Consider the following 14,999-nt stretch of genomic DNA (forward strand, 5'->3'; position numbering starts at 1 on the left):
GTGTTTTTATTGATATTTGTGTGCATATACATTTCGATAATGAATCAAAACACCAAAAGCTATGAATGGCCAGGCAATAAATCCCGTAGCAGGCACCAGAAAAATGGCAAGAAGCAACCATACAACGCCCCAACCCACTTCCCCTATCACAAAATGACCAATTCCAACAATAAGTAAATTCAGAATAAAACCCGTCCAGTAGTTGGGGGCGTTGATTTGCTGAGCATGTCTCTGACTTTCGAGCCTGATTCGCTCTCTGTATTCTTCTTCTGCACGGATTCTGGCTTTTTCTTCATCAGTCAGCATGACTTCCTCCGATTGCTTCTCATCAAAAATATATCATTCTGAATTTTTGTATTCTCGATCAGGAAGATCCCTTAATAAGTGTCGCTTTCACAGCAGCAGCCCACCATCAGCTGTTTTTCGGATGCGATTTGGAACATGTTTGGCTACCCTGAGGCATGCGTATCAACCCCATTGTCGAGAAATTGAAATCTGGTCAGGAAGTGACCTTCAAGCCCAGAGGAAACAGCATGGTCCCTCTGATTTATTCCGGTCAGGAGGTGACCCTCGAACCCCTCACCGATCAGCATGTCCTGAAAGAAAAAATGATTGTTTATGTGCAGGTGGCCGGGAATGTGTATTTGCATCTGATCAGTGCCATTGAAGGCACCAGGTACCAGATCAGCAACAACAGAGGAAGGGCAAATGGCTGGGTGGGTCGGGACCGCATTTATGGCGTCCTCAAAACGTAAAAGGGTCTCTTACATCTGAAAAGAAATCCGTCAGATCCAGCGGTGTTTAATGGACATGTCCTGTGAAGCAGGGACGAATGGACCCGAGGGCGACACTCGGGTTCTTTTTGTTGTTGCAGATTGCTACATACCCTGGCTTCCCTTTCTGCCTATGATGGGCCATGTTGAGAGTCAAAGGAAAACATCACGGGACATCAGATCAACTGGAATTGAAATCGGGCTGGATTGGCGTGGTCGAGGAGGACAGCCTGGGCGTGTTTCCAGTGGGAACTGAAGTGCGTGTCAGGCACGACGAAACCCTCACTGCATCTGAAACGGGCAGGGGTCCACTGGTGGTGGAACACAATGGGGTGTCCTACCCAGCAATTGAGCAGAAGCCTGCTCAGCCTGTTGAAGGGGAGGATCTGGAGGTTCGCATCCTTGAACTTGAACACCCACCCACCTGAGATCCTTTCTGAAAAACATGTTTTGCATCAGGCGATCCCATGCTGGATTGCCTTTTTTGCTGATCGCTGATGGCTGACCGCTGGCTGCTCCAAAGATTAAGATTCCTGTCATTCAGCTTGCACAACAATGAAGTTGGCAGTCCACACTGGTTTCAGCCATGAAAAGACTGCCGCACAATTCAGGGACCCCCAGAGGAGGCTCAATGCGCAAACAGATGCTTTGGCTTTGGCGACACACAAGACCTCACTACAAATGGCGTTCCAGACGCTGAGGGGGTGATCCTGAATCTCCTACGCCCATGAGGGTCAACTGGGCTGGCTTCCCTGCGAAAACATCCATCTTCCGCCCCGACTTGATCGGGGTGGTTGTGTTCTGGAGATGAAGCTCAGCTCTCATTTGTCTGGGGTTCATTTTGCTATCATGGATTCACCGCAACACAGGTTTCACTGCATTCACCAGAATGCCCCCGGAATTGCACATCCACACCCCATAGGAATCAGGCTGGCCTTCAAGCCAGCCTTCGTTTTTGAGGGAGATCCTCAGGACTGTCTGGCAGAGGGAACATCTGCAGAAGCCGCGGGCGCAACAGGTCGGGGCCGGGTGGTGGGCAACAGCCTGGCATTCAGGATGAACCCATTGGGCGTGAACTGGATCTGCAGGGGAAGCTGGGCATCCACCATGCCCTGAGGGGTGGCAAATTTGGCCACCAGGATGTGGAGCTCTCTGGATTTGACGATGGCAGCCACCAGGTCTTCGAAATCTGCGTCTTCCCGTTCAAGCTGGGTGTGGAGCTCAAAATCGTAGATGGTTGTGGTTTGCAGCGGCTGGATCACCTTCGTGGGCACATTCACCATGTCCAGGCGGGTTCCACTTTCATTGGTCAGCCCGAGTTGAACCAGAACCACGGCTCCTGGCCCGAGGTTGAGGGCCTGAATGCTGGGGGTCTGGAGGAGGTTTTTGACTTTCTTGTCGGCGGTGGCGGTGAGAACCACCTGTCCGCTGAGGGCCAGCATGTAGGGGTCTTGCACGGTTTCCTCCTGTCGGGATGAAGTGGATCAACATGGGGTCAGGCCAGCATGGTTGCATGAAGCACTGAAGACCCTTTGATTCAAACATGTCCAGTCTCACAGCTTTCTTATGGTGCTGTCTGTAGGGGATTTCCTTTAGAAGACCCTGCCTTCAGGCTGTGACCGCAAAGTGAAACCTTTGCCCCGAAAAGCGCAGAATCAGAATCAGAATGGATCGTGCACTAAAACACAATCCGTTTAAGGAGGGACCATGGAAATCACTGTCTTTACCATTGTGGTTGTCGTGTTGGCCATCATCATTGTGATGCGTGGTGTGGTGATCGTCCCGCAGGGATACCAGTACACCGTCGAACGCTTTGGGAAATATGTGAAGACCCTGGAACCCGGTTTCAGCGTGCTGATTCCGGTCATGGAGCAGGTGGGACGCCGCGTGAACATGATGGAACAGGTGCTCGATGTGCCCAGCCAGGAGGTCATCACCCGGGACAACGCCCTGGTGCGGGTGGACGGGGTGGTCTTCTATCAGGTGCTGAATGCTGCGAAGGCCTCCTATGAAGTCAGTGGCCTCAAGCCTGCCATCATGGCCCTCACCCAGACCAACATCCGCACGGTGATGGGCTCCCTGGACCTCGATGAACTGCTGAGCAAGCGGGATGAAATCAATGCCCGTCTGCTTGCGGTGGTGGATGAGGCGACGGAACCCTGGGGCGTGAAAGTCACCCGCATTGAGATCAAGGACATCACCCCTCCTGCGGATCTGGTGGAGAGCATGGGCCGACAGATGAAAGCAGAGCGTGACAAGCGCGCCCTGATTCTGGAGGCAGAAGGGGCCAAGCAATCGGCGGTGCTGCGGGCAGAGGGCCAGAGGCAGGCCGCCATTCTGGAGGCAGAAGGCCAGAGGCAGGCACAGATTCTCGCAGCAGAGGCCAGCAAGCAGGCTGCGTTTCTTGCTGCAGAGGCCCGTGAACGCCAGGCCGAAGCCGAGGCAAGGGCCACAGGTCTGGTCTCTGAAGCCATTGCGAAGGGAAGTGTGCAGGCCATCAACTACTTTGTGGCCACCCGTTACACGGAAGCCCTGGAGAAGATGGCCTCTGCAAACAACCACAAGGTAATCCTGATGCCCCTGGAGGCCTCCAACGTCATTGGTGCACTGGGAGGCATTGCCCAGATTGCCCAGGACACCTTCCGGAAGGAGTGAGGGCATGGATGGCCTGAGTCCGTGGATGTGGTGGATTGCGGGTGCAGTCCTGATGGTGCTGGAAATCCTGCTTCCGGGGTTTTTCCTGCTGTGGCTGGGCCTGGGAGCTGCCGGAACCGGGGTGCTGCTCTGGCTTGTTCCGGCCCTATCGGTGCCCCTGCAACTCATCCTTTTTGCTGTGCTGTCGGTGGTGCTGGTGGGAGTCTTCAGAGGGGTGTACCTGAAGCAGCTGAATCCGCCCACAACAGAGCACCTCAATGACCGCACCGAAGCCCTGATCGGGCGCATCTGCACGGTGACCCGTGCCATTCAGAACGGGCAGGGTCAGGTCAAGGTGGGAGATTCTGTCTGGAGGGCCAGTGGTCCAGATGTGCAGGCAGGAGGCACTGTGCGCATTGTCGGAGCGGAAGGCACCACACTGAAAGTCGTTCCTGTGGAGTGACTTCTTCACTCAAGAGAAAACCCCCGGAGCATGTCCGGGGGTTCTGCATTCAAAGCCTCAAATGCGAACAAGTTCAATGCGCTGGTAGGTGACACCCAGCCTGGAGGGGGTTCTGCCGAAAGCGTCCACCGGAACCAGGGTCACGCTGATTTTTTTGTCTTTGAGGATCAGTTGCTGGGTGGCAGCACTGAGTTCAATGACGGCATCGAATGTCCGGGCATGGCGGTGGTGGCCTTCTGGACCGAGGGTGGCCTGCACTGCCCCGATGGCCCCTGCGAAACTGGCGCTCTGCAGGGCTGCATCCAGGGTTTTCACGCCCACATCGGGTTTGTTCACAAAGACAAAGACCTCTGCAGACTGGTTTTGAGGCACATGAATGCCAGTGATCTTGAGGGCCAGCTTCCCTTTCGGGGTGGCCATGAGGGCCCCATTCTGACCAGGTGCGGGCAAGGGAGTGGCGTGCGTGGTCCCTTTGGGGTCCAGTGCAATTCCGTTGCGGCCTGAGACCAGCACCGCATTGGGAATCTGAGGGGTGATGCGCTGGGGGGTGACGGCCACTTTGGTGGGAAGGGTGGTGGCGAGCGTGTCGTACCTGTAGCCCAGGTGGGTGGTGTGGATCACATCTTCCACCTGAATGGAGACCCAGGTGGCATTCTCGTCGTAGAAGGTCCAGGATTGCTGGCTCCAGGTGGGATCGGTGGGGTTCTGGTTGCTCTTGCTCTGGGCAAGCCACATGTCCCAGAAGCGGTCCACGTTGGAGTGGTGGGCAAAGAACATGGGATCTCTGGCCGCGGTTGCCAGAACCCCCATGTCCGTACCGCAGTTGGGCATGGTGTTGCCATCGGTGCCAGACCAGACGTGCACATGGTTGTGGGGGAGCAGTTCCAGCTGTCCAGCGTTGCCTGTCCCACCCCCAAAAGTCTGGTATTCGGTCTGGGTCAGGACCTTCTGGGTGATCAGGGGTCCGGTGATGCGTGGGGGAAGCTGAGCACTGGGGCTCTGTCCCCTCAGGGCATCAAACAGGGAGTTGGCCTGCCCTCCCAGGCTGTAGGGTGGAGGCATCATCTGGCGTGAAGGGGTGAGGCCCCAGCGGTCCCAGTCCCAGTAAGGAAGCCTGAAGCTGGGGTCATCGATCAGGGTGGCAAGAATGCGCTCATGAAAGTACAGGAAAGCGCGGTGCCACGGCAGGAAGTACCAGCTGCCGTGAATTTCCGGCCCGGCCTGACCGTCCGATCCGCCGCCACAGTACCAGCAGTGCACTGCAGCCTGATGGAGCCAGCCTCTGGGGTCATCTGGGTTGCTCTCGGTGAGGTCACGCAGGGCCTGGTATGCAGCTTGCAAGCGGCTCACTTCTTTGCTGGTGAGGGTGAAGGCACTTTTGCGATCCACCACAGGACCGGAATAGGGCGTGAAAGGAACGGGAGCTGCCTTTGGCGGTGGAGGGGCACAGTCCACAGGGTAATCAGGCGGGAAATAGCTGGAGTCTGAGCAGCTCTGGGCCATGGTGGGAACCAGCTGGGAGAGGGCGGTTCCGGTGCCAATCATGCCCAGCAGTTTCAAGAGCTGGCGGCGTCTGGGGTCCATCGGATGGGCCATCTTGATGCTCCTTTCATGCTTTTCTCATTGGAAACAGGTTCAGTGTACGGGATTCAAAAAGCGATTTGTGCGTCCATAAGGCACTTTCCCTATTTCCTTCAAGGGGAAAACATGGACCTGTTGAGATGGGGTGAATCCGCTTGAAAAATGGACTGCACAAAATGGGTAAGCTGGAACAGTGAACCGTTTTACCTCCCGCAGGGTGTCCCGGATGCCCGAGAGTGTTTTCCTGCAGATGGACACTGCCAAAAAAGCCGCCCGTGCAAAAGGTCTGGACCTCATTGACCTGAGCATCGGGGCCTCAGACCTGCCTCCACCCCGGGTGGCTTTGCAGGCCCTTGCAGATGCCGTGTGGGACCCTGGCACTTACGGGTACTGCCTGCGCTCCGGGTTTACCCCTTTTCTGGAAGCAGCAGCAGACTGGCACCACAGGCGTCAGGGGCTGAACCTTGACCCGCACACGGAACTCCTGCCCCTGATCGGGTCTCAGGAAGGTTTCTCGAATCTGCTTCTGGCGACCACCAACCCTGGAGACCTGATCCTGTTGCCTGATCCGGGCTATCCCAGTTACCTGGGTGCAGTGGCCATTGCGGAACTTGAGACCCATCTGGTTCCCCTGCTCGAAGAACAGGGATTCCTGCCTGACCTGCAGAGCATCCCTGCAGAGGTGGCAGATCGGGCCCGTGTGCTGGTGCTCTCCTATCCCAACAATCCCACCTCAGGGGTGGCCACGCCAGAATTCATGCAGGAGGCTGTGGACTTCTGCCGCAGGCACAACATCCTGCTGATCCATGATTTTCCCTATGTGGACATGGTCTTCGGAGATTACGAAGCGCCCAGTGTCCTGACCTCACATGGAGCTCTGGACTGTGCAGTGGAACTGTACAGCATCTCCAAGAGCTTTCACATGGGGGGCTTCAGGCTGGGATGGGCTGCGGGCAACCGGGAGGCCATTGCTGCACTGGAAAAACTCAAGAGTGCCGTGGATTTCAACCAGTATGTGGGCATCCAGAGGGCAGGCATTGCCGCACTGGGCCTCCCCAGAGAACACACCCGCCAGGATGCCCTCAGGCTCATGGAGCGCCGGGACGCCTTGTGCGAAGTCCTCACCGAAACAGGCTGGACTGTGCAGGTCCCGAAAGCCAGCATGTACGTGTGGGCCCGGATTCCTGCGGCTGTTTCCTCTTTTGACTTTGCCCTGAATCTCGCCCGCGAAACAGGTGTCGCCGTCAATCCCGGTCTGGCCTTTGGAGAACGTGGAGAAGGGTTCGTGCGTTTTGCGCTGGTCCGTGAGCCTGAAGTGCTCAGGGAAGCCGCCCAGAAAATTGCTGCTTACCTGAAACAGACCGTCTGAGAATCAGACAGGCAACAAAAAAGGCTCTGGGATCTCCAGAGCCTTTCTCTTTATTTTTACGCTTCTCCCTCACCATTCACGGCCTTCATGATGTCCTCGTAGTGTCCTGCAGGACTCAGTTTGTCCCACTCGGTGTAGTTGCTGAAGGTGCTGCCTCCGCCCTGAATGGTGGGCTCTTCAGCCTGGTAGAAAGGACCCGACAGACCTGCGTAGGCTTTGCCATCCCTGTCGGTGAACTTGAAGAGGTAATAGTTCATTTTGCCGTCTTTGCCCTCTTCACTGAACGTCTGGACGTACTCAACGCTGGCAGGCTCATAACCGAGCTCATCGGGGTAGGTGAGCCAGTGGGCCAGATCCGACTGGGCCAGGGACTGCTGGTTGCGGTACTGTTCAGGAAAAAGGTCCAGACGATCTGCGCGCTCCAGGTAATCGTAGAAGGTGAAGCGCATGTCGTTGCTGTCGGCCACAGCCTGGATGTCTGCTGCAGGAACCGTTTGTTTGTTGAAGATCAGGGAGATGGCCGCCCAGCCTTTGAGGTGGGGATCGCTGTACTTCAGGGCATCTTTCAGCACGGTGTTTGCTGCAGGGGTGTTGAGGAACCCGATCAGGTCCAGCATCAGGCCCCCGAAGTAGCGGTCTGTGCGGTAAGGCCTGTTGTAACGCCAGTCCGTTCCTGTGGGCTGCTGGACAGGTTTCAGTTTGACCGACAGGGCCTGATAGTCATTGAGGATCTGCTTCTCGTTGTCCCTCAGGACCTTCTGGGACATTTTCTCGTCGTACAGGAAAGACAGGGCCAGATCGTAGATGTCGAACTGCAGGGCAGGATTCCGGGTGTACTTGAAAAGTTCAGGGAAGAAGACGTTGACGTACTCCGTCTGGTCTTTCAGGTAGCGCACGGGCAGGGAATCCAGCGCAGCCGAATGCTTGCCCACCAGACCCACGTAGGTCTTCAGGGCGTCTTTGTTGTCCTTGAAGCGGGTCAGGATGTCCAGGGCGTACCATTTGGCATCAATGTCCAGATCGGCAAACATGCCCACAATGGGCTTGATGTAGGAGGGTTTGGGGTCTTTGCGCAGGTCAGCGAGCAACTGGGCATTGACGCTGTAATCTCCAGCAGGCCCATAAGTGAGTTTTGCAGCCTCCAGAATTTTCAGGCCTTCTTTTTCGGTGAGGCCTTCCTGTCCATAATCTGCGAGTTCATCGAGTGCGGTCAGGCGCTGGCCTTCCTCAGGGCTTTTGAGGTCTTGAAGCAGTTCGTCCACGGTGGCAGCACTGGCAGCCCCAGAAAGCAGAACGCTGATCAGCACAGTCTTAAAGGATAGAGATTTCATCACCTCTCCATCCTAACAAAAGCCCTGTAAGAAAGCTTACGTTTTCAGCACTACGCCATTGCCTCACTCCGGGAGGGTGATGGTTTTCCAGCTGTCCCGGAGTTCCACCCTGTAAGGTGCCCGTTCCCCATGTCCATAAACCATCAGGCTTTCTGCCCGTTTTGGACCTCCCTTGCGGGTCAGGCGCACCCTGCCCTCTTCATGCTGGATGGTGACGGTGGTCCAGTCTCCATCGGCCTCTCCCTCTCCCTCATCCTCGTAGAGACGGAACTCTCCTTCTGCAGAGACATTCACGTGCCACTCGATGGTCTCCCAGCGGGCCGTGGTGGTGAACTGGGCAACACTGGTGAAAGGCACAATGCCCCCGGGCTTCAAAAAGACGGGAATGCGGTCCAGACCACTGGAAACCACCTCGTATCCTGATCCATACTGCTGGGCTGTGCTGGAATTCAGCTCCATCCAGCCTCTGGTGGGGAAATAAGCCACCCTATGGGTGTGGTAGGGCTTCATGATGGGGGCCACAAGCAGGTTCTCACCGGACAGGAACTGGTCGTACAGGTGTGCTCCATCTTCCGGGTAATGGATCAGCATGGCCCGCATGGAAGGCAGACCCGTTTCCTGTGCCACCTTCATCAGGGTGTAGAGGTAAGGAAGCAGCCGGTAACGGAATTCCGCAGCACCCTTGATGAAAGGGAGGTGCTCCGGGAAGGCCCAGGGCTCCTTGTAATCGGTGCCCATCGAACTGTGGTTGCGCATGAAGGGATAGAACACCCCGAGCCACATCCATCTCGTCACCAGTTCCCCACTGGAGTTGCCCAGAAAGCCACCAATGTCACTGCCCACACAGGGAATCCCGGAAAGGCCCAGGGAGAGCAGGAGTTGCAGGTTCATCTCCATGTGTTCCCAGTAGGCACTGTTGTCTCCGGTCCACACGGTGGCGTAGCGCTGGATGCCTGCATAACCAGCACGGGTCACAATGAAAGGCCGCTTTTTGGGAGCGAGTTTCTTCAGGCCTTCAAATGTGGCCTGACACATGCCCATGCCATACATGTTGTGGGCCTCCAGGTGGTAGATTTTGCCATGCATGGCATCGTCTGGCAGGGTCTTTCCCTGCACCTTTTTCGGATCATGTTCGACATGAACCTTTTCAGAACTGGGCTCGTTCATGTCGTTCCAGAATCCTGAAATGCCGCTGTCCAGCATGATCTGGTGCTTCTCACCCCACCACTGGCGCACGTCTTCCTGGATGAAATCGGGAAAGACTGCACGTCCGGGCCAGACCGCTCCCACCATCACATCCCCCCGGTTGGTTTTCACCAGAAAGTCCTTTTTGGTGGCCTCGTCGTACATGAAGTAACCTTTTTCTTCCTTGATCCCCGGGTCCATGATGGTGATGATTTTGACCCCCTGCTTCTCGGCCTCCCTGCACAGGGCCTTCGGGTCCGGAAAACGGTGCTGGTTGAAGGTGAACACCCGGTAACCATTCATGTAGTGGATGTCGAGGTGCACCGCGTCCAGCGGAATCTGGTACTTGCGGTAATGCTCAATGATGTTCAGGACTTCTTCCTGGGAGGTGTAACTGTACCTCGACTGGTGAAGGCCCATTGACCAGAGGGGCTTGGGCGTGATCTTTCCGGTCAGTTCCGTGTACCGGTCCAGAATCTCCGCAGGGGTGTTCCCCATGATGAAGTACATGTCCAGTTCGTTGCTCTCGGTTTTCCAGGTGATGGTCTCCGGGTGCTCCTTGGCAATGTCCACTTCAGAACGGGAGGTCTCATCCAGAAAGAACCCCCAGACCTTCCCCTCATGCAAACCCATGAAGAAGGGAATGGACTGGTACAGCGGATCGGTGTCTGGATGGTGCGGGGCCACATCGGTGTTCCAGAAGGTGAATTTGAGTCCCCTTTTGTTCAGAGGCCCGACTTTTTCCCCGAATCCCACGTAGGCTTCCCCATAAGGGGCATACAGGTTGACGGTGCATTCTTTGCGGTTCACAGGCTCTTCAGGCTCAAAAATGCCTGTCAAGCTTTTCAGTTCACAGACCACAATCCCATCCAGCAGAATCTGCATCTGGCCTTCAGGTTTGATTCTGAGGATGCTCTTGCCCGAGATGAGCGTCCAGCCCTCATCTTCAATTTCAAAAGGCAACTGGCCCGGATTCAGCACAGCCACACTTTCTGCGGGGGGCAGGTCATCTCCCTGAATGTATCCTTTGGGCCGCACCCGGTAACGCCACACGCACTCCAGTGGACTGGTGATTTCCGCTCTGGCATGAATGCCACTCAATTTCGCCTTTTTGGGCACAATTTCAATCTTCTCAAACATGTGATCCCCCCAGTGTCCAGATCAAACACTGCATTCCGGGCTTCAATTTAAGGTGAGGTCTTTTCTTCTTCCGTATCAATCCCCTCTCTTGGCATTTTCAGGTACCATGAAGCGTCATGACCCACTGGAACGCCCTTGTCCTCGGAGGCGGAGACCCGAGTGATCCTTTCGCCACCGCCCACCAGGCCCCGGTCAAACCCCTGATCGACATTCACGGCAAAGCCATGAGCGTGTACGTGCTTGAAGCCCTCAGGGACTCTGGCCGCATTGCCCACATCGCCTACATCGGACCGACCACGCCTGCAGTCGATGCCCTGATCCAGCAAACCCTCCCGGACCAGGGAAGCCTGATCGGAAACCTGGAGTACGGGGTGCAGCAGATGCCCGCCGGAAACCGGGTTCTGGTGGTCACTGCAGACATCCCCATGATGACCGCCACAGAACTTCGCGAGGTATTGGACAGCGCTCCAGACAGCGGCCTGGTCTATCCCATCGTGAGAAAAGAAGACTGTGAAAAAGCCTATCCGGGCGTGAAACGCACCTATGCAAAATTGAAAGATGGGGTCTTCACCGGAGGGAACATCTTCATCCTGAAACCCGAAATCATCAGCACCTTCCTGCCCCGGCTCAAGGAGATGCTGGCAAACCGCAAAAACCCCCTGAAGCTCGCGGGCCTCATTGGTTTCGGAACCCTGGTTCGGCTGCTCACAGGGCAACTCAGCCTGAAGCGTCTGGAGCAGAAGGTCGGGAGCATCCTGGGCGTCAGTGTGAGTGCCATGCCCACCCGTTACGCCAGCATCGGCACGGATGTGGACAAGGACGCAGATCTGGACCTTGCCCGCAGCAAACTGGCCTGAATCAGGTGTTCAGGCGCACCAGGGTGCGGGCAGGCACCAGAAACCGCACGGCATGGGGGATCACCCGGGCAGTGAGAGGCGTGCTGGCATCCAGAAGCTCTCCATCGTACTGCACAGGCAGTGGAGGGTCAGACTGGATGCGCACTGTCTTGCAGGTGTAGATCTCCACCCCTTCCGGTGCAGGAATGGTCTTGAGGCCCATGCGACTGACAAAGGAATCCATCAGTTTGGGCACAATCGCCAGAGGGGTGTTCCCCTTCACCACCACCACACTGAGCAGGCCATCCGAAGGATCAATTCCAGGGGCAATGGGAATGCCAAAATTCACCATGCCAAAATTGGCCAGCAACACACTCATGCCTCTGGTGCGCACCGCCACCCCATCGAGTTCCAGCAAAAGGTCCGCTTCGGTGGCCCGCAGGTTCTTGAACACCCCCATGAAGTACGCCAGTGCCCCAAAGTTGGGCTTTAAAGCTTCACTTTCGCGGATCATGTCGGCATCAAGCCCTGCACCCGCCACCATGGTGAAACCAAATGTCTGGTCCTGCATGTGAATTTCTGCCAGATCGATGGTGAGGGTTTCCCCATCCATCACCACCTGCGCGAGGCTCTGCACACTGGGAACAAGGCCCAGGTTCTGGGCAATCAGGTTTGCCGTGCCTGCAGGGTAGGCCAGCAAAGGGGTGTCCAGGCCAATCAGGGCATGGGCCACACTGCTGACCGTGCCATCTCCACCCGCAGCAATCACCGCGTGGTACTTGCTGGCATCGTAGAGCAGGTCCTGAACCCGCAAATTGCGGTGCAGGTACCGCACCGTGATCCCAAAATCTTCCTCGTGAAGCAAATGCAAAAAACCGTCCAGAGGGGTCATGCCCTGTCCAGAACGGGGGTTTCGAATGACCAGCAATTCTTTCATCATAGGAGGGAAACGTCCATCAGGAAGCTCACTTTATTGTAACCTCAGCAGCCTGTGAAAGGGAAAACATCTCCAGAATGAGCGTAAATATGCTGCTCGGACAGTCTCTTGGGGGAAAGCGGTCAGCGCAACAACACCTGGGGGCTTTCACTTCAGGCAGAGACAACAGACATTTTGTCCTCCAGCACAGCTCAGGATTTTTGTTTGCCTTCTGCAAAAGCAGCAAAGAATCTTTTGCTGACCCCTGGTGGCCTTTTCAGGGGCACCGTCCAATCAGCGCCCTGTTGCCAGGTTTCAAAGCTCACTGTTCCAGAAAAAGCTGCAAAATGCGCACAGCACTGGCCTCGTCAAGTTCTCCCTTGGAGCGGCGACGGCCATTTAAATCTTCCTCGGCACTCAGGGTGGTGTAACGCTCATCCTGGTAGTGCACGGTGATCCCAGCCTGACGCAGGGCATGCCCGAGGGCCCGCACCTTCTGGGCCTGTTTGCTGGCAAGACCATCGGTGCGCAGGGGCAGGCCAATGACCACCTCGGTGGCCTCCTCCTGTTGCATTTTCTGCTGGATGCCCTGGATGTCCTCGGCCTGTTTGCCCCGGTGCAGGTAGCCCCGGCCAAAAGCCAGACGGCCATAACTGACCGCAAAGCCAATGCGTCTGGGGCTCACGTCAAGGGCCAGATAGGTGGTGTCAGGGTTTGCGGAAGTGTCAGCCATGGGGGTTTGAGGGCAAAAAAAATCGCGGTCTTTTCGCCGCTTATGTTGAGTAATATAGCACGTTATGCAGCAAAAGTCAAGATTATGCAGGCCAATATGCAGATGTCAGCGGCCCCCTTTCCCTGCACACTGAAAACATGATCACCGCCGTCCCCCTCCTGCAGAAACAACGTGCTCTGTACGACATCCCCAGAGGCATGGACCGCTTTGAGGCCTACCTTGACCTGATGGCCAATGGGCACCCTGAACGCCTTCCCACCCTTCCTCTTGAGGGCATGAACCCGATGGCCCGGGAGCATGTGGCAGAACACCTCGACCAGCTTCTGGCCCTGAATGCCGATGGCTGGCTGGAGAATTTTGCCGCAGAACTGAATGATCGCCTCGATCCCACACCGGACCGCAACATCTGCTGGGTGATGGTCGATGACCTCAAAGGGGGCTGGACCACCCGCCACCTGACCGAGGCCAGTTACCGCTTCGAGCAGGCAAAATACCACTTCGAGTGGATTCCCGTGATGGTGTGGGCCAGCGAGCCCATCACACACCAGAATTTTCGCATTGCAGCTCTGGGAGATGCCTTCAGGCACTTCTACAAGCTGGAGCATGGAACGCCAGAAACCCTGGATCAGATGATCACCCAGGAAGGCAAAGCCCTGTCTTTCTCTGGAGCAGAGCTCACAATGCCCCTGGAAGAACTGGAATACACCGCAGAAGTGTTGAAAGAACACCTGCAAAGCACCCACTTCCCGACCCTTTTCACCTGCCTGTATGGAGACCACAACGCCGCAAAAGTGGGGTATCCAGCTCTGGGGCTCAGCGAACGCGCTGGGTTTGAATATGCACTGGCCAGAGAAAAAGGTCTGGTGTCCTAAACCTCTGCAGCATCAGGCAGCAGGCCTTCAAACACGTACACTTCCTGCATCAGGTCTGAGACCTCCAGACGGGCCATGCCCTCCCGGATGAAGTGGTCCATGATGCGCTTTGCCACTGTGACACTCAGGTTGCAGTGAAGCACGACTTCCGCAATGGTCACCCGGCCTTTTTCCTGTGCCACGAAGGCCAGCACCTTGCGCGACAGCACCTCCATGTTGGGTTTACCTGAACGGATCAACCAGATGCCGCCGTAAAGGGTCAGGGCAAAAAAGACAATCATGCCCCAGATCACCCCCACCGAGGTCTCCTGTCCCACCGGTTGACCTCCAATCAGGTCTGCTGCTGCAGCCACCATCATCAGGGCAGAGAACGCGATGACCGCCCAGCCGAACACCAAACGCAGAAATTGCATGGGACCATTGTAGCGGGAGCGTTTTGAGGATGGGAGGGGTCAGGGAAGGCCAACCCACCTAGATGTGCTGCACCAGCCAAGCACATGCATGGGACAAATTGCATGGGAAGCAAGCTTCAGACCTGCTACTCTCTGGGTAACATGACTGTACTGGACACCTCCATCCCCCATCCCCCAACCCCAGAAGCGGCCTTGCAGCTGCTTCTGGACGGCAACAGGCGCTACGTCAACAACGCCCCCCACCTGGATGAAAGCCCCCAGAGGCGCGCAGAAGTCGCCCGGGGTCAGCACCCCTATGCCATGGTCCTGGGCTGTGTCGACTCCCGTGTTCCGCCCGAACTGATTTTCGACTCTGGCCTCGGTGAGTTGCTGGTGGTCCGCACCGCAGGTCACGTGCTGGACCATGCGGTGCTCGGCAGCCTGGAGTTCGGCATTGAAGCCCTGAAAATTCCCCTGCTGGTTGTGCTGGGCCATGACCGCTGCGGGGCAGTGAAAAGCACCCTGGACGCCCTGGAAAAACACATGCACGCCCATGAAGACATCGACTGGCTTGTGGAACACATCAAACCCGCCTTCGAAGTGGCCCAGCACGAACAGAACCTGCTGGACGCCACTGTCAAGGCCCACGTGCGCATCACCGTCAATGAACTGAAACAGACGCCCATTCTCCGGGAAGCCGTGGAACAGAGAAAACTCCAGATTGTGGGTGCGATGTACAACCTGGAGTCTGGAAAAGTCAAACTGCTGTGAATT

General features: G+C 56.4%; 16 protein-coding genes. 8 read left to right on the forward strand and 8 right to left on the reverse strand.

Annotated features, from left to right (window positions below; translation table 11 throughout):
• Positions 1 to 6 precede the first annotated feature (6 nt).
• Positions 7 to 306, reverse strand: a complete 300-nt coding sequence (locus DC3_RS26340; RefSeq protein WP_146890835.1) for a hypothetical protein — start codon at positions 304 to 306, stop codon at positions 7 to 9.
• Positions 307 to 461: 155 nt separating this feature from the next.
• Between DC3_RS26340 and DC3_RS26345 the strand changes: the two genes are divergently transcribed.
• On the forward strand, positions 462 to 755 hold the full coding sequence (locus DC3_RS26345; RefSeq protein ID WP_146890838.1) for a hypothetical protein: 294 nt from the start codon (positions 462 to 464) through the stop codon (positions 753 to 755).
• 161 nt (positions 756 to 916) lie between these two features.
• Positions 917 to 1,201, forward strand: coding sequence for a hypothetical protein (locus tag DC3_RS26350; RefSeq protein ID WP_146890865.1), 285 nt, complete (start codon positions 917 to 919; stop codon positions 1,199 to 1,201).
• Positions 1,202 to 1,741: 540 nt separating this feature from the next.
• Here the strand turns inward: DC3_RS26350 and DC3_RS26355 are convergent.
• The gene (locus DC3_RS26355) at positions 1,742 to 2,230 is read right to left on the reverse strand and encodes a hypothetical protein (protein ID WP_146890868.1); all 489 of its coding nucleotides are present in this window, start codon (positions 2,228 to 2,230) and stop codon (positions 1,742 to 1,744) included.
• Between the two features lie 250 nt (positions 2,231 to 2,480).
• On the opposite strand from DC3_RS26355, the gene DC3_RS26360 reads away from it, so the two are divergent.
• Together DC3_RS26360 and DC3_RS26365 are read left to right on the forward strand one after the other, a co-directional pair.
• Positions 2,481 to 3,428, forward strand: a complete 948-nt coding sequence (locus tag DC3_RS26360; RefSeq protein WP_146890871.1) for an SPFH domain-containing protein — start codon at positions 2,481 to 2,483, stop codon at positions 3,426 to 3,428.
• Between the two features lie 4 nt (positions 3,429 to 3,432).
• On the forward strand, positions 3,433 to 3,870 hold the full coding sequence (locus DC3_RS26365) for an NfeD family protein (RefSeq protein ID WP_146890874.1): 438 nt from the start codon (positions 3,433 to 3,435) through the stop codon (positions 3,868 to 3,870).
• A 57-nt stretch (positions 3,871 to 3,927) separates the two neighbouring features.
• Here DC3_RS26365 and DC3_RS26370 read toward each other — a convergent pair whose 3' ends face one another.
• Positions 3,928 to 5,466, reverse strand: coding sequence for a tyrosinase family protein (locus DC3_RS26370; protein WP_146890877.1), 1,539 nt, complete (start codon positions 5,464 to 5,466; stop codon positions 3,928 to 3,930).
• A 178-nt stretch (positions 5,467 to 5,644) separates the two neighbouring features.
• On the opposite strand from DC3_RS26370, the gene DC3_RS26375 reads away from it, so the two are divergent.
• A complete protein-coding gene (locus tag DC3_RS26375; RefSeq protein WP_246130822.1) occupies positions 5,645 to 6,820 on the forward strand; it encodes an aminotransferase class I/II-fold pyridoxal phosphate-dependent enzyme in 1,176 nt (391 codons plus the stop codon).
• A 56-nt stretch (positions 6,821 to 6,876) separates the two neighbouring features.
• Here DC3_RS26375 and DC3_RS26380 read toward each other — a convergent pair whose 3' ends face one another.
• Complete coding sequence (locus DC3_RS26380; protein WP_146890880.1) at positions 6,877 to 8,151, reverse strand: hypothetical protein; 1,275 nt, start codon at positions 8,149 to 8,151, stop codon at positions 6,877 to 6,879.
• A gap of 63 nt (positions 8,152 to 8,214) precedes the next feature.
• Positions 8,215 to 10,476, reverse strand: coding sequence for a glycoside hydrolase family 31 protein (locus tag DC3_RS26385; RefSeq protein ID WP_146890883.1), 2,262 nt, complete (start codon positions 10,474 to 10,476; stop codon positions 8,215 to 8,217).
• A gap of 116 nt (positions 10,477 to 10,592) precedes the next feature.
• Here DC3_RS26385 and DC3_RS26390 point away from each other — a divergent pair, with 116 nt between their 5' ends.
• Complete coding sequence (locus tag DC3_RS26390) at positions 10,593 to 11,333, forward strand: NTP transferase domain-containing protein (protein ID WP_146890886.1); 741 nt, start codon at positions 10,593 to 10,595, stop codon at positions 11,331 to 11,333.
• A gap of 1 nt (position 11,334) precedes the next feature.
• Here DC3_RS26390 and DC3_RS26395 read toward each other — a convergent pair whose 3' ends face one another.
• Together DC3_RS26395 and ruvX are read right to left on the reverse strand one after the other, a co-directional pair.
• Positions 11,335 to 12,240, reverse strand: a complete 906-nt coding sequence (locus tag DC3_RS26395) for a diacylglycerol/lipid kinase family protein (RefSeq protein ID WP_186816281.1) — start codon at positions 12,238 to 12,240, stop codon at positions 11,335 to 11,337.
• Positions 12,241 to 12,550: 310 nt separating this feature from the next.
• Positions 12,551 to 12,961 (reverse strand): Holliday junction resolvase RuvX, encoded by a 411-nt coding sequence (gene ruvX, locus DC3_RS26400; RefSeq protein WP_146890892.1) that lies wholly within the window; start codon positions 12,959 to 12,961, stop codon positions 12,551 to 12,553.
• 137 nt (positions 12,962 to 13,098) lie between these two features.
• Here ruvX and DC3_RS26405 point away from each other — a divergent pair, with 137 nt between their 5' ends.
• Positions 13,099 to 13,833 (forward strand): hypothetical protein, encoded by a 735-nt coding sequence (locus DC3_RS26405; RefSeq protein ID WP_146890896.1) that lies wholly within the window; start codon positions 13,099 to 13,101, stop codon positions 13,831 to 13,833.
• On the opposite strand, the gene DC3_RS26410 is transcribed toward DC3_RS26405, so the two are convergent.
• On the reverse strand, positions 13,830 to 14,246 hold the full coding sequence (locus DC3_RS26410; protein WP_146890899.1) for a hypothetical protein: 417 nt from the start codon (positions 14,244 to 14,246) through the stop codon (positions 13,830 to 13,832). The two genes, DC3_RS26405 and DC3_RS26410, sit on opposite strands and share 4 nt — an antisense overlap.
• 141 nt (positions 14,247 to 14,387) lie before the next feature.
• On the opposite strand from DC3_RS26410, the gene DC3_RS26415 reads away from it, so the two are divergent.
• The gene (locus tag DC3_RS26415; protein ID WP_146890902.1) at positions 14,388 to 14,996 is read left to right on the forward strand and encodes a carbonic anhydrase; all 609 of its coding nucleotides are present in this window, start codon (positions 14,388 to 14,390) and stop codon (positions 14,994 to 14,996) included.
• Positions 14,997 to 14,999 lie beyond the last annotated feature (3 nt).

Source organism: Deinococcus cellulosilyticus NBRC 106333 = KACC 11606, from assembly GCF_007990775.1.
GTDB classification, from domain to species: domain Bacteria; phylum Deinococcota; class Deinococci; order Deinococcales; family Deinococcaceae; genus Deinococcus_C; species Deinococcus_C cellulosilyticus.